A 22,386-nucleotide genomic window follows, 5' to 3' on the forward strand; every position below is an offset into this window, starting at 1 on the left:
CTGCGGGCAGTCAGGCTCATTAATTTAATCATCTAAATCCCCTAGCTTATCCGTCATAAGTAGTGTGATTTTAAATGAGGCAACGACCCCAAAGTAGTGTGATTTTTAGTGAGTCAATGCGCGGATCTGATTGGGTCAGGCTGCGCATAAGGAAGTTGCTTCTTCAGTGAAGTATCAACAGAATGTATAAATAAGGTATTAATTTCACTAGGTTTGTAGCGCGGCTGGTTAAAGGTAGAGCTGCCCTCTACTTGATGGTAATTTGGATTCACAAATGGCGCTTCTCGAGTTTACTGACGTACTGTACGAGGATATATCGATAAAAAATGTGCCCGTTCTTTTTGATGATGAATACCAAATTATCGAAGCCCCTACCGAATGGCTTATTTCAAAATCGCAAATAAGGTCCCGGAGTAGGGACACTCGGACGAATTATGCTTACGTCATTGCACACTTCTTCAACTGGCTGCAGGAAAAGGGGAAGTTATGGAATCTAATTACGAAGTCAGATATTAATCGGTTTGTGACTGAGCAGTTGCACAGTCTTAAACCTGACGGCAGTTCACTCGAAGGAGTGACGATCAACTACCGTATTGATCGAATAATGGACTTCTATAAATTCGCCTCTATGAAAGGTTACAGGCACTTTGTAGATACCGACGGCGTGAATAAAGTGCATCAAGGTGATCCAGATGATCAGCTTCTCAGCCATATTAATGGTGGGCGCAGTACTTATGTTGATCACGGCCTTAAAGTTCCGCAGGTGGAGAAGAAAGTTCAAATTATTGCTCGCCGAGATTTCATTCGAGGGTGTAAAGCTTTGAATGATGTCGCTTATGTGGTAGCGGCTGTAGTTATGTATTTGGTGGGGTTGCGCAGAATGGAGGTGGTGCAACTTGAATATCGGACACGCCAAAACACAGACTTCCTCCCCCTGCGCGAATACGAGCGATTAATCGATGAAGGTAGTTGCAGAGATCTCACCTTCAGCTTTAAGGGGAAAGGGGGGAAGTCTAGACGTATTCTGTTTCCTTTTGAACTTTGGGAATGGATAGATGATATCTATCTTCCCGTTCGGCAGGAGCGTGCGAAGCTCTATGCCGAAAAGTATGGGCAAAACCCGACGCAACTGTTGCTTACCAAAGCTGGGAACCCTTTGACTAGAACAGGAATCAGCGATCGGTTTCGAACTGTGGCGCTTGCACATGGAATTATCTTTAGGCCGCATGTCTTCCGCCATTGCTTCGCGACGGGATTTGTCATCCAGTTCCTTGATGCACACAAGCTATCGCCCACCGTTTTGTATGATCCTGGGCTGGATCTCGCTTTACGGGAGTACCTTGGGCATAGTGATATTAAGACCACTAAGAAATATATCCATTTAGTTCATATGCTTAGAGGGAGGGATCTTCTTCGGGATTACAGACCCAAGTTAGGGGAGGACTTACGTTCGGTTATTGATGGGGTTGAACGGTCATGAATGATATTTGTAGACATTTTAGTGGACAGTTGCATCTTTTTATAACTTCCGGCGCGGTGACGCCAGTTGCTAAGCTGGAACCGGTTTTTGTTGGTGGCGTTACGGTGAGCAATGCCTCGCTGCATAATTTTGATGAAGTTGCTCGTTTAGGGGTAATGATTGGCGACCACGTGGTGGTGCGTCGCGCTGGTGACGTGATTCCCCAAATTGTGCAAGTGGTGGAGGCGCGTCGCCCAGCGACTGCGCGGGCCATTATTGCGCCAGAGTTTTGCCCCGTGTGCGCTAGTGCTTTAGAGCGGGCGCCTGGCGAGGCGGTGCTGCGCTGCAGTGGCGGTTTGGTGTGTGGCGCGCAGCGCAAAGAGGCTATAAAACATTTTGCCAGCCGTAAAGCCATGGATATCGAAGGCTTGGGCGATAAACTCGTTGAACAATTGGTCGATGCTGGCATCGTGGAAACGGTAGCTGATTTATTCGTATTAACGGCCGAACAGTTAGCGGGCCTAGAGCGGATGGGCCAAAAATCCGCAGAGAATTTACTCGCCGCACTGCTTAAAGCGCGCGCAACAACGCTGCCACGCTTTTTGTATTCCTTAGGTATTCGCGAAGTGGGAGAGGCCACCGCGCTTAATTTGGCAAATCACTTTGGTGAGTTGCCAGCCTTGATGGCAGCGAGTGAAGAAGACTTAATTGCGGTGGCCGATATTGGCCCAATTGTCGCCAGTCACCTCCATGCATTTCTTGCCAGCGACTATAATCGCGAGGTAATCGCGCTGTTGCAGGAGCGCGGTGTGAATTGGCCGGCGGCGCGGCGCGAGGGCGGCGCTCAGCCTTTGGCGGGGCAAACTTGGGTGCTGACCGGTAATCTTGAGTCGATGACGCGAGGTGAGGCCAAGGAAAAATTGCAAGCCTTGGGTGCCAAGGTTGCGGGCAGTGTTTCGGCTAAAACCGATTGCGTTGCTGCGGGAACCAGTGCCGGTTCTAAATTAGCCAAGGCAGAAGCGCTGGGTGTGAAGGTAATTGATGAACAGCAATTGCTGCAAGTTTTTGTTGATAATGGTGAGCAGTAATGAAGGCTATTTTAGTGGCATTACTGCTGTTGTCGGTAACCGCATGCAGTACTTCGCCACCGCGTAATCCCGGTGATATTTGTGCTATTTTTCGTGAAAAAGACGATTGGTATGGCGATGCCAAGTCGGCATCGAAAAAGTGGAATTCGCCGATTCCGGTCATGATGTCGATCATGTACCAAGAGTCAGCCTTTGTTGCCAAGGCTAAACCACCGAAGAAATACTGGCTGGGTTTTATTCCTGCTGGCCGTATGTCTGATGCCTACGGTTACGCCCAAGCCAAGGATTCAACTTGGGCGTGGTATGTGGATAAATCGGGGAATTGGGGCGCGGATCGCGACGATTTTAGCGATGCCATCGACTTTATTGGCTGGTATAACAATGTCAGTAATAAAATGGTCGGTATTAATCCAAACGACAGTTATAGCTTGTACATGGCATATCATGAAGGTCATGGCGGCTTTAAAAAGCGCAGCTTCAATAATAAACCGTGGTTGAAGCGGGTGGCTGGCAAAGTGACGTCCCGCGCCCAAACTTACACTGCCCAGCTCGCCCGCTGCGAAAAAGATTTGAAAAGCGGGGGCTGGTTCTTCGGGATTTTTTAATCCCTAGTGCGTCATATTCCTTTAATTGGTTTTACCACTCGCCGGTATTTGGCATTGAGAGCCAAGGTTCTTGCGGGGCGAGTGCCTCGCCGCGTTGTAATAATTCAATAGATATATTGTCGGGAGAACGCACAAAGGCCATGTGGCCGTCGCGGGGCGGCCGGTTTATGCACACGCCGCCGTCTTGCAGGGTTTTGCAGCTGGCGTAAATATCGTCAACTAAAAACGCGAGATGGCCAAAGTTGCGGCCACCGTCGTACTCTTCTGGATCCCAGTTGTAGGTTAATTCAATCATTGGCGCCTGAGTGTGTTGCGCGGTTTCGACGTCTTGGGCTGCAGCCAAATAAATTAGGCTAAATCGACCTTTTTCACTTTCGTAGCGGCGAACTTCTTTTAGTCCCAGTAAATCGCAGTAAAAGTGCATGGATTGCGGGAGGTCTTTTACCCGAACCATAGTGTGTAAATATTTCATGATATCGCTTCCGTGGCATTGCTTATGTCTAGGTGTAAATTAATGGCGGCTGTGTTTTCATTGCCCTAGTTTGGGCTAGCGAGTGTGCTTTGTGTCGGATTCTGAATCAAAACATTTATTAATTGTATACCACAGCCAGTCAGGTAGAAACGAGCGCCTAGCTTATGCGGCCCAAGCCGCTGCACATAAGGCTGAGCCGCGCGTGGAGCTGCGCTTGCTGCGTGCTGCGGAGGCGGGTACCCGCGACATCATGTGGTGTGATGGTGTTTTGTTTTTTATGCCGGAAAACTTTGGTGTTTTGGCTGGGGGTATGAAAGATTTTTACGATCGTACCTTTTATCCGGTCATAGCTCGAGAGCTGCACCGTCCCTACGGCGTTTTTATGTGTACCGGCAATGACGGTAGCAATGCCTTACGCCAATTAGAAAAAATCGCCAAGGGTTACGCTTGGCGCTGTGTGAGCGAGCCAGTTATCTGCTGCGGGGAGCCGGGGGTCCAAGAATTTGAGCGTGCTGAAGAGCTCGGAGCTGGTTTTGCTGCAGGGCTTGAACTCGGTATTTTCTAAAATAGCTTGCCAAATATTTGCTTGATCTGAATTTACCTACTATTCGTAGCATGTGTTGTGCCATTCATCAGGGCGTATAGGGGTTATTCACATTTTACATTATCAGATTCCCGACTAGACTGTGTATTAGCCCCTATGTGCGCGCTAAAGGTGCGATGCAATTTGAGCTGAAATAATTAAAATAAATCTCTTGGGAGAGTCTTTGATGAGAAATCATTCCAAATCAAACCGTCACTTTATGCCCTTGGCAATGGCTGTGGGTTTGTGTGCTAATACTGCGGTAATCGCCGCACCAGCCCTAGAGGAGGTGCTGGTGACCGCGACCCTGCGAACTGAAAGCCTGCAAGATGTTCCGGTTTCAGTGAATGCCGTATCGGGCGAAAAAATGGCCGAAGCGGGTATCGACAAGATTGAAGACTTACAAGCCTACGTGCCCAACCTATCCATGTCTGAGACTGGTATAGGAACTAATATTTATATTCGCGGTATCGGCTCCGGCATTAACCCCGGTTTTGAGCAGTCGGTGGGAATGTATTTTGACGGTATCTCCTATGGACGTGGTCAGCTCACGCGGGCGCCTTTCCTTGATTTAGCGCGGGTTGAAGTACTGCGTGGTCCGCAAAATATTCTTTACGGTAAAAACAGTATCGCCGGTGCGCTGAGTTTGATATCTGCTCGTCCAGGCCAAGAAAATGAAGGCATGATTTCTGGCCTTTACGAGCCAGATCACGGTGAAAAAGTTGTAGATTTTATGGTGTCAGGTCCGATTACCGAAACCTTAGGTGGGCGTATTGCACTGCGTAAACGTGAGATGGACGGTTATATTGAAAACCTTACCTTGAATCGCGATGAGCCCCAGCGAGATGAGAGCACAATTCGTGCAATTCTCGATTGGGACGCCACTGAAAATTTAACTGCAATGCTCAAATTTGAACTGGGTAAATTTGATGTTTTGGGGCGGCAGGTGGAGATCGTAAACGATCAGCCCTCGGCCTTGCTTGGCGGCGCGACATATGCGCAGGCATTGAACGGTTCTTTTGGTGCTGACTCATCAGTATTAAATACCAAGCAAGATTACAAGCGTTCGTCGAACGGCGACTACAGTAATAACCGCACCAAAAATATAACTTTAAATGTAGATTATGCCTTGGGTGAGAGTACGCTGACCTTTATTACGGGCTTGATGCATTACGAGTTTGCTGAGCTTTGCGATTGTGATTTTACTGGGGCGCCAGTGTTTAGCGTGCCATTTGAAGAAGACTACGATCAATACAGTCAGGAAATTCGCTGGGTTTCTGCAGCTGGCGGCACCTTTGAGCATATCGGCGGAATGTATTACCAAAAAAGCGAGCTAGATTTTTATGATGCGATAGTGATCGATAGCGATATTATTCCTAAGGCAGTTTATTCGCGTGTTTACGGGCAGGCTGGCGGTGCAGCAAATGAACCGGCTTCTTCGGGTGCTGCTGGTGCTGCAATGGCGGCAATTTCAAATACCACAACACCTCGTAATTTTACTAGCGATGCTGAGTTGTGGTCGATGTTTTGGCAAACCACGTGGAATGCCTCTGATCGTTTGAGAGCTACTCTCGGACTAAGGTATTCCTATGAAGAGAAAGAAGGTAGTAGGAGCCTTACTGTTGCTGACTTGAGCGGTAATGAGCGTGCTATTGGTACCGTCGATGGGGTGCTTGCCGGTGTATTTAAGGTTGAGCGTCATGATTTGAAAGGGAAGCAGAGTGGGGGCAATCTAGCACCTTCTTTAAATATTCAATACGACGTTAATGACGACGTAATGGCCTATGCAACCTTGAGTATTGGTGATAAGTCTGGTGGTTTTGATGCGCGATCCAATGCGTCTCCAGGTGGTGCACTCGATGGTTCATTTGAATACGATGAGGAAAAGGCGACTAGCCTAGAAGTTGGTGCGAAGACCAGTTTTATGGATGGTCGCGGCGAATTAAATATTGCCGGCTTTTTTACCAAGTATGACGATCTTCAAGTGAGTATTTTTGATGGCACCTTGGGTTTTAATGTCGGTAATGCCGGTGCAGCAGAGATTAAAGGTATCGAGCTTGATGGCCGCTTTGCACTTACGGATCGCTTGATGATGGGTGCTGCGTTAGCATTCCTTGATTTTGAGTTTACCGACTTTAAAAACGGCCAGTGTTACCAAGGGCAGGTACCAGATAACGGTATTTATTGCGACTATACAGGCAAAACCAACCAGTACGTTGCTGACTACTCGGGTAATGTCACCTTTACCTATACCCGTGAATTTGGTGATGCTATGGAGTTAAGAGCCGGTACCGATTTTGTCTTCACAGACAGCTATAACTCCTCGCAGAACTTGGATCCTAGCCAAGAGCAGGATGGCTATGTGAAGGTAAATGCGCGCTTGGCAATTGCGGATGTTAAGTCGGGTTGGGAAATTGCCTTGGTGGGTAAAAACCTGACCGATGAAGATGTCATTTCTTACTCAAATGATGTGCCTTTAGCTAATAGCAGTTTTGGTAGCATTGGCCATTACGCGTTTATTGAGCGTCCTCGCAGTGTCGCGGTGCAGGTTGCTTACCGCTGGTAGTAAGTTGCAGGGCTAGCCGAGGTGGCTAGCCTTTTTAGTTATTTTTAATGCCGCTTGTGCGGCATTTTTCTTTTCAGGCCTGGCGGTAATTGCTATTTTATTACTTATGCCTCTGGCGTGAAGCGTGGCTTAGATAGTTAGCGAGATAGTATTTTTCCTGTGTATAGTTGCTATATCAAATTAAAACCCCGATTTATTGAACCAAATGCCAAAATACGATATGTTTTCAATGCAAACATTTTGGTAAAATCGTATAATGTCGACTACTTTCTACTGAAGGCTGCTTTCTTGGTCTAGTATCAAGTCGCGGCATATAAAAAAAATCCACTGCATCTGGAGGTCTTATGACCTTGAAAAAAACCATTTCCGACTTTCGTCTATCCGCTTTAGCCGCTGCAGTTGTGCTGTGCTCGGCGCAAACCCAGGCAGCAGGAGTGCTAGAGGAAGTCATCGTTACGGCCACCTTGCGTGCCGAAAGCTTACAAGATGTTCCGGTATCGGTTAATGCGGTATCGGGTGAGAAAATGATGGAGGCGGGGATTAGTAAGGTTGAAGACCTGCAAGCCTACGTTCCCAACTTGACCATGTCCGAAACTGGCATTGGTACTAATATTTATATCCGCGGTATCGGTTCCGGTATTAACCCCGGCTTTGAACAGTCTGTTGGTATGTATTTCGACGGCGTGAGTTATGGTCGCGCGCAATTAACGCGGGCACCCTTCCTAGATTTGGCGCGTGTTGAAGTATTGCGCGGTCCGCAAAATATCTTATTTGGTAAAAATAGTATTGCTGGTGCTTTAAGTCTTATTTCGGCTCGCCCAGGGCAGGAGTTTGAAGGCCTGGTATCTGGAACCTATGAAATAGAAACAAATGAACGCGTAGTGGACTTCGTTGTTTCTGGACCACTAACAGATAATGTTGGTGGTCGCTTGGCAATCCGCAAACGCCAAATTGACGGACACATGGAAAACCTGACTCTCAACCGCGACGAGCCTCAGCGCGATGAGCAAACTATCCGCGCCATGTTTGAGTGGGATGCAAGTGCAGATTTAACTGCGGCGTTAAAATTTGAAATTGGCCAATTCGATGTAAATGGTCGTCAAATCGAAATTATTAATGATCAGCCGTCAACCTCTGACACAGATGCGTTTAATGGTCGTACCTATGGCCAAATTTTAGATAGAACGACAATAGCGCCGGTTCCGGGTGTGGTGCTAGTTGACGTAGATGCCGACTCGTCGGTTTTGAACAACTACCAAGACTTCAAACGCTCGTCTAATGGCGATTACAGTTACAACGACACTCACAACGTGACACTGAATGTTGATTACGTTTGGGGTGAACATACCTTTACGTTTATTACCGGTATTTTGGGTTATCAAACGAAAGAGCTGTGTGACTGTGATTTTACTGGTGCTTCGGTATTCAGTGTTGCGGCAGAAGAGGAATACAATCAGTTTAGCCAGGAATTTCGTTGGGTATCACCCGTTGGTGAAACCTTTGAGTTTATTGCTGGCGCGTTCTTTCAGCACAGTGAGTTAGATTTCTTTGACAGTATTCGTGTCGAAAGCGATATTCTTCCGCAGTTGTTGAACGCAGCAGACATTCAGGAAGGGGGGGCTCGCGGTGAGCGGCCTACAGGGGGTGATGTGACGGGTGGGCCATTCGATAATGTTACTCAGGCCCAGGTCGCCGGTACGCCGCTGGCGGCGCTATTCCAACCGCTATTTGACGCCGGTGTGTTAGAGCTTGGTGGCATAGGTGATGCTGGCGATGAAATAGTAAATCTTGGTACGCCTCGCGACTTTAGTTCCACCACGGACCTTATCTCGGGTTTCGTGCAAGCCACGTGGAATGTAACCGACCTGACTCGCGCAACACTCGGTCTGCGTTATTCTTATGAAGAAAAGGAAGGCAGCCGCCGTCTAAATTTCAACGATATCACTACTGGTGCGATCCGCCCCGAGGGTGAAGTGGATACCGTTGTTGCTAAAAACTTCTCTGCTGAGCGGCACGACCTAAAAGGCTCGCGTAAGGGCGGAAATTTGGCGCCGTCGTTAAATATCCAACACGACTGGAGCGACGATGTGATGCTGTATGCAACGGCAAGCATTGGTTATAAATCGGGTGGTTACGACGCGCGCTCAAACGCCTCCCCCGAGGCTAATGTGATACGTCCATTGCAAAACCTTGATACTGCTCCAATCGTTTTAGTTGGTAGCTTTGAATATGATGAAGAGCAGGCCACTAGCTTGGAGGCGGGTGCTAAAACAACTTTGCTAGATGGCGCGGCTGAGTTGAATGTTGCAGCTTTCTACACCCAGTATGATGATCTTCAGGTTAGTATCTTTGACGGTACCCTGGGCTTTAACGTGGGTAATGCTGGTGCAGCAACTACCATGGGTATTGAGCTTGATGGTCGAGTTGCACTAACTGAAAATCTGATGATGACCGGCGCGTTGGCAATCTTGGATTTTGAGTTTACCGACTTTAAAAATGGTCAGTGCTATCAGGGCCAGACGCCAGATTATATAGAAGCTGGCAACCCTTACTGTGATTACAAGGGTAAAACCAACCAGTATGTCGCAGATTACTCAGGTAATATGACCTTTGTTTACACCACAATGGTGAGCAAAGATTTAGAATTCCGTGGCGGCGCTGACTTTGTCTTCACTGGTGCGTACAATTCTTCGCAGAACCTTGATCCAAGTCAGGAGCAGGATGCGTATATTAAAACCAATCTGCGATTCTCTTTGGCTGACGTAACTGAAGGCTGGGAAGCAGCTCTGCTGGTTAAAAATGCGACAGATGAAACGACAATTTCTTATTCAAACGATACGCCACTGGCCAATAGTATATTTGGGGCGGCGGGTCACTACGGTTTCGTAGAGGCGCCACGTACAGTTGCACTACAGGCTACTTACCGCTGGTATTGATTTTGTCTGAGAGACGATAGATCACAACGCCGCGTAAGCGGCGTTTTTTTTGGATGGTATAAACACGGGCGCTGGGCATTGAAGACAATAGATCAATTGGTACTGGCGGCGGCGCTTGAATTTTTGCAGCGCGCTGAAACTGGTTATTTATGCACGGTGGTACAAACCTTTGGCGCGTCGCCTCGCCCGCTTGGGTCGATGATGGCGATGGATTGTCACGGCAAAGTGCATGGGTCGTTATCGGGTGGCTGTATCGAAGATGAGCTGCTGGCTAAATTGCACGATGGCGAATTAGCTATTTCGGGGCCGGAGCTTTTGGAGTACGGGGTCAGTCCCGAAGAAAATGAACGTTTCGGCCTGCCTTGTGGTGGTCGCATGCATATTTTGATTGAGCCACTACAGACAGTTAAACACTGTAAGTTGGTGGCCGGGCTCTGTGCTGCGCTGGATGCGCGGCGGCCAATTCGGCGCCACGTTGATATGCGCAGTGGGGCTTGGCGGCTTGAATCTATTGCTAACTGCCAGCCGTTGGTAATAGATGAACGTAGCTTAAGGCAAGATTTTGGCCCGCGTTTTCAGTTGTTGCTTATTGGCGCAAATGAGTTGGCGCGCTGTATAGCTGAGATTGCCTTGGCTATGGATTACCGTGTGCTAGTTTGCGACCCGCGTAAGGATCGTCGCGAGCAGTGGGCGGTTGCCGGTGCCGAGCTTTTGGCTAATATGCCCGACGAGGCGGTATGCGAATATGGAGATACGTTTACCGCAGTGGTGACCTTGACCCACGATCCACGAATTGATGATATGGCATTAATGCAGGCCCTAACCCAAAGCTTGTTTTATGTGGGGGCGCTTGGTTCGCAGCGCACATCCGATAAGCGCCGTGTCCGTTTGAAGGAGCTAGATATTAGCGATCAGCAGTTACAACAATTGCATGCCCCGGTTGGGCTGCCTATTGGCAGTAAATCTGCCATGGAAATCGCATTGGCGATTATGGCCGAGTTAACGCAGTTGCGGGCGGGAAAGAGGCGGGCAGACAATGAGGTGCCAGCAAACTGATGAGTTTGCCGATACTGATTTTGGCGGCGGGAAAAAGCCGGCGCTTTGGCGAGGCAGATAAACGTTTTGCACCACTACCTCACGGCGGTGTATTGGTGAATGCCTTGGTGCGGCGGTCGCGCAAAGCGGGTCTTGATGTTTCGGTGGTCATTGACGCAGATGACGATGTTTCTGCTCGCATCGATGCGCCGTGTATTTTGTCGGCCAACGCGAGCTTGGGTATGGGGCATAGCATAGCTGACGGGGTCGCGTATTTAGGCTTAAGGTCGTCGGCGCTGGGGGTATTGATTCTGCCGGTGGATTTGCCGCTGTTGCGAATAGAATCGCTGCTTGCAGTCGCAAAAATTCTTAGGCCAGACAATATTGTGATGCCGGTGTGTGCGGGGCGGCGGGGCCACCCGGTTGGTTTTGGTCGCAACTTCTGGCCGCAATTGTGCGAGTTGCGTGGCGATGTTGGCGCAAAGTCGGTATTAACAAGTCGGGCTAAATTTGTTGAAGAAGTAGTTGTGGGCGACAAAGGGATTTACCAAGATGCGGATACCCCAGCGCAAATGGCCGAACTATTACTCAGCCTGAAACCGCGCCTGCGGCCGGAATAAGTCCTTATTTTGGCGCGCGCTCTGCCAGCAGTAACTCGATAAAGGCGTCGGCGGCATTTGATAAGCTGCGGCTGCGGTGGTGTACGCAGCCCAGGGTGCGCGACAATGCCTGGCCCTGCCATTGCAGCGCCACTACGGTGTCGTCGAGCAGGGTGAGCGGCAAAATACTCCAACCTAAGCCAATACTGACCATCACCTTGATGGTTTCCAAATAGTTGGTCGACATGCCAATGTTCATGCTCAGGCCCTGCCGGTCGAATAACTCCTTAATGATTTGCCCCGTGTAGGTGTTTAAGCCCGGCGGTAGCGCGGTGTGTTGGCTGAGCATGTCGGCGCTCACGATGTCGAACTGGGCCAGAGGGTGGTCTTTGGCCACGGTGACGGACAGTGGGTCTTCCCAGATCGGGATCGATAGCAGTTGTTGATCGTCGCTGGGTGATAGGGTGATCACCGCTAAATCCATCTCGCCATGCAAAATGCGCTGGTGGGCCAGTTCCGAATCCATAAAGTCGATATCGAGTTTTACCTCGGGATAGCGCTGGCTGAACTCGCGCAATACTGGCGGCAGGCGGTGTAAGCCTATGTGGTGGCTGATGCCCATCGACAGGCGGCCACTAACGGAGCCGCGCAGGTCGTGAATGCTGCGCACCGCCTCTTTAATGTCTTGCAGTATGCGCCGACTCTGGGGCATGAGCGCGCGACCGGCCTCGGTTAAATGGATGTTGCGGCCAATGCGGTCAAATAATTTGCAGCTTAATTGCCGCTCTAGCGCGGCTATACGCTTACTCACCGCGGGTTGGGTAATATGCAGTTGTTCTGCTGCCAGCGAAAAGGATTGTTGTTCGGCAACGGCGAGAAAAGCTTTTAGAGATTCGGTATCCATGCCGAATTGTATTTGTATTCCGTTATGGAATGCAAATAATGAAAAATATGAATTTGTGTTATTTGATGTGCCTGCGTAATATTGCAGCTCTGAAAATTACTCTTTTAGTCAGTACGGCGGAACGGGATATGGCTGGTCAAGATATGAAAGGACAAACACTTTACGACAAACTGTGGGCGGCTCACTTGGTCAAAGAGCGCGACGATGGCACGGCGCTGCTGTATATCGACCGTCATTTGGTGCACGAAGTCACCTCGCCACAGGCTTTTGAAGGTCTGCGTTTGGCGGGTCGCAGCCCCTGGCGGGTAACGGCAAATTTGGCAACGCCAGACCACAATGTGCCCACCGAAGCGGTTGAGCGCAGCGGCGGGGTAGAGGCCATTGCCGACGAAGTATCGCGTATCCAAGTGCGCACCTTAGACGAGAATTGCAGCGAATTTGGCATCACCGAATTTTCAATAAATGACGTGCGCCAAGGCATTGTGCATGTGGTTGGTCCCGAGCAGGGCGCAACTCTGCCAGGTATGACCGTGGTGTGTGGCGATTCCCACACGGCTACTCATGGCGCCCTAGGGGCATTGGCCCACGGCATTGGCACCTCTGAGGTAGAACACGTCCTTGCCACCCAGTGCCTGATACAAAAGAAAAGCAAAAACATGCTGGTGCGGGTCGACGGTGAACTGGGTCCCGGCGTAACCGCAAAAGACGTGGTGCTGGCCATTATTGGCAAAATCGGTACGGCGGGTGGCACTGGCTACGCGATTGAGTTTGGTGGCGAGGTGATTCGCAAGCTGTCTATGGAAGGTCGTATGACTATCTGTAATATGGCGATTGAAGGCGGCGCTCGTGTCGGTATGGTTGCGGTAGACGATATTACCCTCGACTACGTTAACGGTCGTCCCTTTGCGCCCAGCGCTGCAGAGTGGGATGAAGCGGTTAAGTACTGGCGCTCCCTGCACAGCGACGATGACGCGGTATTTGATGCCACGGTCGTGCTTAATGGCGCCGATATTCTGCCCCAAGTCACCTGGGGTACTAGCCCCGAGATGGTGTTGCCGATCAATGGCATTGTACCTAGCCCCAATGATTACACTGACCCTGCCAAGCGCAGCGGCTGTGAGCGGGCGCTGGAGTATATGGGCTTAAAAGCTGGCCAGGCGATTACCGATATTAAATTAGATCGCGTATTTATTGGTTCTTGTACCAATTCACGAATTGAAGATCTGCGCGAAGCAGCCGCTGTTGTACGCGGCAAAACAGTGGCTGCCAATGTGAAGGAGGCTTTGGTTGTGCCGGGTTCTGGCTTGGTTAAGAAGCAGGCCGAGGCCGAAGGTTTAGATAAAATTTTTATCGAAGCGGGTTTGTTGTGGCGCGAGCCAGGCTGCTCAATGTGCCTTGCCATGAATGCCGATAAGCTCGGCGCGGGCGAGCACTGCGCCTCGACCTCTAACCGCAATTTTGAAGGCCGTCAGGGCTTTGGTGGTCGCACCCATTTGGTGAGCCCCGCGATGGCAGCGGCAGCGGCGATAGCAGGTCATTTTGTTGATGTTCGAGACTGGATTTGAGGAATTGGCTATGAAAGCATTTACAGTGTTAGACGGTATTGTGGCGCCAATGGATCGCGCAAATGTAGATACCGATATGATTATTCCCAAGCAGTTTTTAAAGTCGATCAAGCGCAGCGGCTTTGGTCCTAATTTGTTTGATGAGCTGCGTTATCTTGATGAAGGGCAGCCGGGTCGCGACAATAGTCAGCGCCCGCTAAACCCAGACTTCCCCTTAAACCAGCCGCGTTATCAAGGCGCCGAAATTTTGTTGGCACGAGAAAATTTTGGTTGCGGCTCAAGTCGCGAGCACGCGCCCTGGGCATTAGAAGATTACGGCTTTAGCTGCGTGATTGCGCCGAGCTTTGCCGATATTTTCTTCAATAACTGCTTCAAAAATGGCATTTTGCCGATTGTTTTGCCAGCGGCCAAAGTGGCTGAGCTGTTTGCTGCAATGTATGCCGATGAAGGCTATAAGCTCAAAATAGACTTGCCAGCGCAGACGGTAATTACTCCAGCAGGCGAGTCGATCCCCTTTGAGGTGGATGAATTCCGCAAGCACTGCCTCGTTAACGGCTTGGACGATATTGGTTTAACGCTGCAAGACGCCGATGACATTCGCGCCTATGAGAGTAAGTTGATGACGAAGTCGCCGTGGCTGTTTCGTGAGCACATCGCTTAATAAATTGGTTTAGTAACAGTAAAAGCTATTTTAAAAGGAATATAAGGTGTCTACACAAAGAACGATTGCAGTATTACCCGGCGATGGTATTGGTCATGAAATCATGGCCGAAGCGGTGAAGGTCTTAGAAAACATCAATACCCGTTTTGGCTTGGGTTTAAATTTAGAGCATGCCTTAGTGGGCGGTTCTGCTATTGATGCCCACGGTAGTGCGTTGCCCGAGGCGACCTTTGAGCTGTGCGCCCGCGCTGATGCAATTCTACTGGGTGCAGTGGGTGGTCCTAAGTGGGATAAACTGCCGGTTGCAGAGCGCCCGGAGAAAGCGGGTTTATTAGAAATTCGTCGGCGTTTGGATTTGTTTGGTAATTTACGTCCCGCAATTTTGTATCCGCAGTTGGCAAATGCCTCGTCGCTGAAGCCCGAGTTGGTTGCGGGTTTGGATATTTTGATCGTGCGGGAGCTGACCGGCGGTATTTATTTTGGCCAGCCTCGCGGTATTCGAATTTTAGAAAATGGCGAGCGCGAAGGCTATAACACCTACGTGTACAACGAGTCCCAGATTCGGCGCATCGGTAAGGTGGCCTTTGAAGCGGCGCAAAAGCGCGGTGGTCGCCTTTGCTCTGTCGATAAAGCCAATGTCTTGGAAGTAACCATGCTGTGGCGAGAAGTGATGGACGACATGGCCAAGGACTACCCCGATGTTGAGCTAAGTCATATGTATGTCGACAATGCCGCCATGCAGCTGATTCGCGAACCCAAACAGTTTGATGTAGTGGTTACTGGTAATATGTTTGGTGATATTTTGTCTGACGCCGCCGCCATGCTCACGGGTTCAATTGGCATGCTGCCGTCCGCCTCGCTGGATGTGAATGGCCGGGGTATGTACGAGCCTTGTCACGGTTCGGCGCCTGATATTGCAGGACAAAACAAAGCAAACCCATTGGCGACGATTTTGTCGGTAGCGATGATGTTGCGTTATTCGCTGGCAGAGCCGGATGCGGCGCAAGCGATTGAAGACGCCGTAAGCAAAGTACTGGACAAGGGGCTGCGTACTGGTGATATCTTCTCGCCGGGCAACACCCTCGTGAACACCGTAGAAATGGGCGATGCCGTTATCGCTGCGCTCTAAGGCGCACAAGACTTTTCGCGGTAGATATTAGCGCTGGCGGTGTCGCTGGTCGCAAAACAGCTTTAGGAGTCATTATGAAAAAAGTAGGATTTGTAGGTTGGCGCGGTATGGTTGGCTCAGTATTGATGGGTCGGATGCTAGATGAAAAAGACTTTGACAGTATTGAGCCGGTATTTTTCACCACCTCTAATGTCGGTGGACAGGGTCCTGCGATTGGTCGTGATATCGAGGCCTTAAAAGACGCCAATGATGTGGCTGAATTGCGTCAAATGGACATTATTATTTCCTGCCAGGGTGGCGACTACACCAAATCAGTGTTTCCAGCCTTGCGCGAGGGCGGTTGGGATGGCTACTGGATTGATGCGGCATCTTCACTGCGCATGGATGACTCGGCGATCATCACCCTCGACCCCGTTAACCTCGACGTGATTAAAGACGGTTTGAGCCGCGGCGTTAAAAACTTTATCGGCGGCAACTGTACCGTGAGCTTAATGCTGATGGCTGTTGGCGGCTTATTCCGTGAAGGCTTGGTGGAGTGGGTTAGCGCTCAAACATATCAGGCGGCTAGCGGCGCCGGCGCACAAAATATGCGTGAATTGATTAACCAGATGGGCACTGTACGGGACTGCGTTGCCGACGAATTGGCCGATCCGCGCTCTAATATTCTCGATATTGACCGTAAAGTCGCCGAGATGATGCGCAGCGATGCCTTTCCTAAAGAGCAGTTTGGCCACGCCTTGGCGGGCAGCTTACTGCCGTGGATTGATACTCAGCTGGAAAACGGTCAGAGCCGCGAAGAGTGGAAGGGCCAAGCCGAGACCAATAAAATTCTTGGCCGCGAACAGTCGCCTATCGCCATTGATGGTAACTGCGTGCGTATTGGCGCCATGCGCTGCCACAGCCAGGCATTGACAATTAAGCTCAACAAAAACGTTGCGATTAACGAAGTGGAAAGCATCTTGGCCAGTGCCAACGATTGGGTGCAGGTTGTGCCTAATGATCGCGCCGAAACTCTCGCCAAACTCACGCCGACTGCCGTCACCGGCAAGCTTCATGTGCCCGTTGGCCGTTTGCGCAAATTGAATATGGGCGAACAGTATCTGTCGGCCTTTACTGTAGGTGACCAGTTGTTGTGGGGCGCTGCCGAGCCGCTGCGCCGGATGCTGCGAATTCTGCTTGGAGATATCAAGTAATGGCCTTTAAACGCGTTGCGATTTTTGGTGCCACCGGACTTGAAGGCGAGTCACTGCTGGAAGCCTTGTCTGGAATGGAGCTTGGCATTGAAACTGCGAGCGTGTTTGCGGCAGATGCCGAGGGCGAAACAGCTATGTTTCGCGGTCGTCCTGTTGCGGTAAAAGCGCCGGACACGGCTGACTTTAGCGCCTTAGATCTGGCTATATTTCTCCCCGAGGTCGGCAGCGATGCCGCCTTGGTGGACGCCGCCTGTGACGCTGGTATTGTAGTGTTAGACGCCACCGATACCTTGGCGCAGCGCGACGATGTGGCCATGTTTTGCGAGGGTGCTGAGGTTGCGGCGGGCAAGCTATTCGCAATCGCGGATGCCGCCACTAGTCATGTCGCGGCGTTGCTACAGCAATTGGCGCCGACCACCATTAAGCGGGTTGATATTAGTGTTGCGCAAGCGGTATCGGTGGCGGGGCGCGATGGTATCGAAGCGCTAGCGGCTGAGACTGCGCGGCTGCTTGGCGGGCAAACCCCTGACACCACGGCGCTTGGTCAGCAGATTGCCTTTAATGTACTGCCGCAGTCTGCCGATCGCGCAGCGGCTGAGTTAGAGCATAATTTAAGTCGCTTGCTGGGTGACAATATTGCAGTTATAGCCAATGTCATGATGGTGCCGGTCTTTTATGGTCACACAATTATGTTGCGGGTGGCCTGTGAGGAGCGGCCTGATTTGTCGGCACTGCGTGGTCGGTTAAACGAGGATTCACGCTTCCGTTTATTTCCAAATGAAGACGCTGAGCAAGCCTCGCCGGTGTGCTTGCAAGGCAGCGATTGTATCGATGTAGACCAACTTTATTACGACAGACGTGACGAAACAGCCTTTCGTTGTACTGTTGTCGGTGATAATCTCCGTAAAGGTGCGGTGTTTAACATTATTGAGCTGCTTAAAAACTTGATAAAAATCAACATCTAGCTAATATCTACGCATGTGATTTGGAGGTGTGTTAAGTCTCCACACTCCGTGGTTCCTGAAATGTAGAGTTACTTTATAAAGACAGTATTTCAGTTTAGTAGCTGAAAGCTGAGCGCTAAGACACAGACGGTGACAATATGGTTAGTAAGAGGCTTGCAACTGCGGTACTGGTGACGGGTGCCTTGCACAGCGGCATTGCGAGCGCGCTTGGCGTTGGGGATATAACCCTTGAGTCTGCATTGAATCAGCCTTTTCGCGCGGAAATTCCCCTGCGAGATGTCGGCGAGCTTGATGTTGAGCAAATCAGAATTGCCTTGGCAGACGATACCGCATTTGAAAACGCCGGTGTGGAGCGCAGCCAGTTTCTCAGCGCGCTGCAATTTCAAGTTGAATTGCAGCGGGGTGGGCGCGGCCGAATTATTGTCACTACCGAAAAGGCAGTTCAGGAGCCTTATCTCGATTTTATCGTAGAAGTGCGTTGGCCCAGTGGAAAGATGAATCGTGAGTATACGGTTCTTCTCGATTTGCCTGTGTTTGCGCCGGCGGCAGCTGCGCCTAGTGTAACTGTTGCAAGTGCGCCTAAAGTAATAAAGCCCGTGCAACGTTTAGAGGCTGAGCAGCAAGTAAGGGAGCAGGGCGGAAGTATTGGCCCAGCGAGTCGTGTGGCTCCTCAGGTTCGCGTTGCCGGTCAGCAACAGATGCTGCCAGAGGCAAAAGATTCAACTGAGTATCGCGTTCAACATCACGATACAATGTGGAAAATAGCAGAAAAGCTCCGCCCCAGCTCCTATGTAACCACCCAGCAAACTATGCTGGCTCTTCTAAAGAAAAATCCCAAGGCCTTTGTTGGCGGCAATGTTAACCGCATAAAATCGGGTTATGTACTGCGTATCCCGACGGAGGCGGAAGTTCATGAAATTAATCACGATCAAGCCGTAGATGAGATTCGTGATCAAGCGCGGGTTTGGCGCGGTGAAAAAGTTAAAACATCTAAGCCTGCAAAACAGGAGCCCGCTGCAAATAAAGCCACGATAGCTACTGCCAACGCGCCGCAACTTGATGCCACCGATAAGTCCGGGCGCGAGCCTGTGGTTGCACAAGATCAGGCTGTTAAATTTTCGGTTGGTAGTGCTGGAAGTGACACCACCGCCAGCAATGATGTTGATGCATTGCGCCAAAAAGTGCGTGAAGAGCAGGAGAATCTCGATAAGAGCTTGCTTGAAAACGAAGCGATGCAAACCCGTGTTGCGGAAATGGAAAAACAGATTCGCACACTGCAGAGCCTCATTACCCTTAAAAATAGTCAATTAGCTGCTCTGCAAGACGGCGCAGCTAGTGGAGACGCAGCGTTAGCGGCTAGCCAACAAAGCGCAGATTTGGATGCGCAACGCGATGATGCCAATGCTGCAGCTGCGAGTGAGTCAGCTGAGCCTTCGTCTGAATCGGTTATCACTGCAGATGAGAATGCTGCAGATGAGAATATGGCGGCCGATAAGGGCGCTGCTGAGAAAGCCGAAAGGCCAGCGCTGACTATTGCTGAGGGTGAACCTGAAACTAAACCTGTGTCGGCGCCAGAAAAGCCCGATGCTATGGTTGCTAAAGCCCAAGAGTGGCTAAGTAATGGTTTGGTGAAATACATAGGTCTTGGCTTAGCGGTACTGGCTTTGCTGGTGCTGATTTTCCGCAGAAAGACCGCCCACGGTGATGACGAGGCGGATTTGGCTGCGTTTGAAGCAAGCCTGGCCGCAGAGGAGGCTACCGAAGGCGATGTATTTGCTGCTGCCCCAGAGTCCTTCGATTTTGATATTGGCAATACCGACGCCACCGAGCTCAGTGGTGAGCAAGAGCCAAGTTTTAATGCTACTGATTTCGACTTTGATGATATTAACGTTGAAAGTGGTGGTGTTGAGAGCTCAACTGCTGGTACAGAAGATCTTGAACGCGATATCGATTTATTTGCAGCAGATAGTAATGAAGCTGAAGCAGTGCAGCCGCAGACCGGTGATATCGTTGCTGAGGCCGATATATATGTGGCCTATGGCCGCTATGATCAAGCGGCTAGCCTGTTAAAAACTGCAATTAACCAAGATCCGGATAATGCTGATTTGCAAGTTAAGTTGGCAGATATATACCTAGATACCCGTGACCGCGACAGCTTTGTGGCGGCTTATGCTGGCCTGCAAAGCCTCGGTGACACTGCTGCAATTGCGCGTGTCAAAGAGTCGATGTCGGCAATTGACGGCGTGAGTGATTGGCTAGAAGAGGAGGAATCTGCAGATCTAGCGAGCGCTGATGACGAATCTGCTGACGATGTTGTCGACATGGAACTCGATGGTGATTTTGATTTAGGTGAAGACCTCGACTTTGAACTCGATGACGAGAAGCTGATTGCAGAGGATGCGGCTGCTGTAGGCAGTCCGATTGAAAGCCCAGAAGCCACGGGTGTCGGCGCCGAGCTTGGAGAGGGTGCAGTTGCGGGCTTAGATACCGAGTCAGATCTAACTGATTTGGATTTCGAGGTAGAAACGGATCTAGACGTGCCTTCAGTACTCGAATTAGGCGCTGAGTTGGGGGATGACGGCGTAGAGGGCGAGCTTGATGAGGCGGCCTCTCTGCGCAGTGCTGAAGCAGACGCACTAGCATCACTAGATGAAGACTTAGCAGATCTCGATTTTGATTTTGAAGATGATTCCCTGTCTGCGCCGGCAGTAAGTGAGGAGGGAAAGCCCGGCGTAGAAACGGATGCGGATATAGATGTTGCTGATTTATCGGCACCCCTGTCGGCTGCCGCTAGTGAAACTTTGTCTTCCTCAGATTTAATGACCGATGCAGAGGAAGAGCTCGACTTCGATTTTGGCGACCTAGACTCTGGCGACTTGACTGCTGAATCTACGGAGTTGCTGGAGTCAGTGGCTGATTCCGTGGAGCTGCGCAGCTTAACCGATGATGCCGACGATGAATTAGATTTAGACTTTTCATCTTTTGATAGTGGCAGTGCCGACATTGAAAGCACTAGCACCGATTTTGAGAAAGACATCGCGCCAACAGAAAAAGGCGAGGCTGATACTGAAAATGTCAGTAGTGAATTAGATGTAGAAAGCGTCGCTATAAAAAACGCGCCAGATGATATTAGTGCCGACGAAGAATTTTTCCTCGGTGAAGAGGATGGTGACGGCGAAATAGAGGGGCTGGATAGCAGGGAGTCAAAAATCGCGGCGGTTGACCTGCCAAGCGAGCTTGGCTTGGATGATCTGGACTTTGAATTGGAAGAAAAGCTCGATCCTGCAGAGCACGATACCGATGAAATAGATCAGTCTGAACTAGACGTTGATCTGGCCGATTTCGATATGCCTGCTAATTTGGTCACTGCTTCGCCGGTAGCTGATTCGGGCTCCAGTGTAAATGACATCGCGACGGAAAACACATCCGAAACGGATGATGATTTTTTTACCGAAGGCGACTCGCCAGACGCGCTGTCACCGCTAAATGCAATTGGTGAAGGTGATGCCATTGCCGTTGAAGATCTCGTGTTCGATGAATTTGACGCGGGCGAGGGTGATGAAAACTTTGACAACCTACTCGACGACGAGTCGGTTGCAACCAAGCTTGATCTCGCCCGCGCTTATGTGGATATGGGTGACAGCGAAGGTGCTAAGGAAATGCTTGAAGAAGTCCTCGTCGAAGGCGATGCTCAGCAGCAAAGTGACGCTCAGGCGCTATTGGATTTGATTGGCTAAATATGAAGTGGCAGTTGGCATGACGATCTTTGAGCGCTTTGCCGATGAGCGTTTACCGGTGGGTAGCCGCATAGCGCTGGCCTTTGAGTATCAAGGCAGTGCCTATCGCGGCTGGCAGAGTCAATTAAAACCCCAGGTTGCAACAATTCAGGAAGCATTGGAAGGTGCTATTTCTGCGGTTGCCGCTGCGCCAGTAACGGTGATGTGCGCTGGCCGGACTGATGCTGGAGTGCATGCAACGCACCAAATTGTGCATTTTGACGCGCCGGCGACGCGCTCGCTTAAAGCCTGGGTAGCAGGGGTTAATGCCAAGCTGCCCAGTGATATTGCGGTGCTGTGGGCGCAGCAGGTGCCTGAGGATTTTCATGCGCGCTTCTCGGCAACTGCGCGTCGATACCGCTATGTTATTTTGAATCAAGCTCGACGCTCGGCACATCTAGCTAAGGGTGTAACCTTGGTTGAGACTTTGCTTGACGAAAATCTGATGCACCAAGAAGCCCAAGTTTTGCTGGGAGAACAGGATTTTAGCGGCTTTCGAGCGGCATCTTGCCAATCTAAAACGGCGATGCGCAATATTCATTTTGCCAATGTCAGCCGGCGCGGTCGCTATGTTGTTATTGATATTGCCGGCAATGCCTTTTTGCATCATATGGTTCGTAATATTGCCGGTGTGCTCATTGCTGTGGGCTGCGGCGAGATGCCAGCGGGCTGGACGCGCCAAGTTTTAGAGGGTCGCGACCGCAGTAAGGGCGGTGTTACTGCCAAGCCAGACGGCTTGTATTTAGTCGATGTGACTTATCCAGAACAATTTAATTTGCCACAAACCTATTTGGGGCCGGATTTTGTTGTGCCCTAAGCTCGGCTTTTACAGACAGGTCACTTGCTTATT

The 22,386-nt window shown here is 50.3% G+C and carries 16 protein-coding genes and 1 pseudogene; 15 read left to right on the plus strand and 2 right to left on the minus strand.

Annotated elements, in window-relative coordinates; translation table 11 throughout:
- Positions 1-274 precede the first annotated feature (274 nt).
- The 3 genes and pseudogenes from AB4876_RS17130 (at position 275) to AB4876_RS17140 (ending at position 3,152) form a co-directional block, all read left to right on the plus strand.
- The gene (locus AB4876_RS17130) at positions 275-1,480 is read left to right on the plus strand and encodes a tyrosine-type recombinase/integrase (protein WP_368382960.1); all 1,206 of its coding nucleotides are present in this window, start codon (positions 275-277) and stop codon (positions 1,478-1,480) included.
- Between the two features lie 47 nt (positions 1,481-1,527).
- Positions 1,528-2,547: pseudogene (ligA, locus tag AB4876_RS17135) on the plus strand (NAD-dependent DNA ligase LigA); the annotation flags it as partial.
- On the plus strand, positions 2,547-3,152 hold the full coding sequence (locus AB4876_RS17140; RefSeq protein ID WP_368382961.1) for a transglycosylase SLT domain-containing protein: 606 nt from the start codon (positions 2,547-2,549) through the stop codon (positions 3,150-3,152). The pseudogene ligA and the gene AB4876_RS17140, both read left to right, overlap by 1 nt.
- Before the next feature lie 31 nt (positions 3,153-3,183).
- Here the strand turns inward: AB4876_RS17140 and AB4876_RS17145 are convergent, their stop codons facing one another.
- Positions 3,184-3,624 (minus strand): VOC family protein, encoded by a 441-nt coding sequence (locus AB4876_RS17145; RefSeq protein WP_368382962.1) that lies wholly within the window; start codon positions 3,622-3,624, stop codon positions 3,184-3,186.
- A gap of 91 nt (positions 3,625-3,715) precedes the next feature.
- Between AB4876_RS17145 and AB4876_RS17150 the strand changes: the two genes are divergently transcribed.
- The 5 genes from AB4876_RS17150 to AB4876_RS17170 all read left to right on the plus strand — a co-directional run bounded on the left by AB4876_RS17150 (position 3,716) and on the right by AB4876_RS17170 (position 11,364).
- A complete protein-coding gene (locus AB4876_RS17150) occupies positions 3,716-4,189 on the plus strand; it encodes an NAD(P)H-dependent oxidoreductase (protein ID WP_368382963.1) in 474 nt (157 codons plus the stop codon).
- Positions 4,190-4,394: 205 nt separating this feature from the next.
- Entirely contained in the window at positions 4,395-6,773 is a 2,379-nt protein-coding gene (locus tag AB4876_RS17155; protein WP_368382964.1) for a TonB-dependent receptor, read from the plus strand.
- A 344-nt stretch (positions 6,774-7,117) separates the two neighbouring features.
- On the plus strand, positions 7,118-9,709 hold the full coding sequence (locus AB4876_RS17160) for a TonB-dependent receptor (protein WP_368382965.1): 2,592 nt from the start codon (positions 7,118-7,120) through the stop codon (positions 9,707-9,709).
- 78 nt (positions 9,710-9,787) lie between these two features.
- Positions 9,788-10,765 carry an XdhC family protein gene (locus tag AB4876_RS17165; RefSeq protein ID WP_368382966.1) on the plus strand — a complete coding sequence of 326 codons (978 nt, stop codon included), beginning with the start codon at positions 9,788-9,790 and terminating at the stop codon, positions 10,763-10,765.
- Positions 10,765-11,364, plus strand: a complete 600-nt coding sequence (locus AB4876_RS17170; RefSeq protein WP_368382967.1) for a nucleotidyltransferase family protein — start codon at positions 10,765-10,767, stop codon at positions 11,362-11,364. The genes AB4876_RS17165 and AB4876_RS17170 overlap by 1 nt, the downstream gene beginning before the upstream one ends.
- Positions 11,365-11,368: 4 nt before the next feature.
- Here the strand turns inward: AB4876_RS17170 and AB4876_RS17175 are convergent, their stop codons facing one another.
- Entirely contained in the window at positions 11,369-12,247 is an 879-nt protein-coding gene (locus AB4876_RS17175; RefSeq protein WP_368382968.1) for a LysR family transcriptional regulator, read from the minus strand.
- A gap of 143 nt (positions 12,248-12,390) precedes the next feature.
- Here AB4876_RS17175 and leuC point away from each other — a divergent pair, with 143 nt between their 5' ends.
- The 7 genes from leuC to truA all read left to right on the plus strand — a co-directional run bounded on the left by leuC (position 12,391) and on the right by truA (position 22,353).
- The gene (leuC, locus tag AB4876_RS17180) at positions 12,391-13,812 is read left to right on the plus strand and encodes a 3-isopropylmalate dehydratase large subunit (RefSeq protein WP_368383008.1); all 1,422 of its coding nucleotides are present in this window, start codon (positions 12,391-12,393) and stop codon (positions 13,810-13,812) included.
- A 10-nt stretch (positions 13,813-13,822) separates the two neighbouring features.
- Positions 13,823-14,473 (plus strand): 3-isopropylmalate dehydratase small subunit, encoded by a 651-nt coding sequence (gene leuD / locus AB4876_RS17185; protein ID WP_008249644.1) that lies wholly within the window; start codon positions 13,823-13,825, stop codon positions 14,471-14,473.
- A gap of 46 nt (positions 14,474-14,519) precedes the next feature.
- Entirely contained in the window at positions 14,520-15,602 is a 1,083-nt protein-coding gene (gene leuB, locus AB4876_RS17190) for a 3-isopropylmalate dehydrogenase (RefSeq protein WP_368382969.1), read from the plus strand.
- Positions 15,603-15,676: 74 nt separating this feature from the next.
- Positions 15,677-16,795 (plus strand): aspartate-semialdehyde dehydrogenase, encoded by a 1,119-nt coding sequence (asd, locus tag AB4876_RS17195; RefSeq protein ID WP_368382970.1) that lies wholly within the window; start codon positions 15,677-15,679, stop codon positions 16,793-16,795.
- Positions 16,795-17,760, plus strand: coding sequence for an Asd/ArgC dimerization domain-containing protein (locus AB4876_RS17200; RefSeq protein WP_368382971.1), 966 nt, complete (start codon positions 16,795-16,797; stop codon positions 17,758-17,760). The genes asd and AB4876_RS17200 overlap by 1 nt, the downstream gene beginning before the upstream one ends.
- 137 nt (positions 17,761-17,897) lie before the next feature.
- Complete coding sequence (locus AB4876_RS17205; RefSeq protein WP_368382972.1) at positions 17,898-21,497, plus strand: FimV/HubP family polar landmark protein; 3,600 nt, start codon at positions 17,898-17,900, stop codon at positions 21,495-21,497.
- Positions 21,490-22,353 (plus strand): tRNA pseudouridine(38-40) synthase TruA, encoded by an 864-nt coding sequence (gene truA, locus AB4876_RS17210; protein ID WP_368382973.1) that lies wholly within the window; start codon positions 21,490-21,492, stop codon positions 22,351-22,353. Before AB4876_RS17205 ends, truA begins: the two co-directional genes overlap by 8 nt.
- Positions 22,354-22,386 lie beyond the last annotated feature (33 nt).

It is taken from the genome of Zhongshania guokunii (assembly GCF_040892635.1).
In the GTDB taxonomy this organism is placed as follows: domain Bacteria; phylum Pseudomonadota; class Gammaproteobacteria; order Pseudomonadales; family Spongiibacteraceae; genus Spongiibacter; species Spongiibacter guokunii.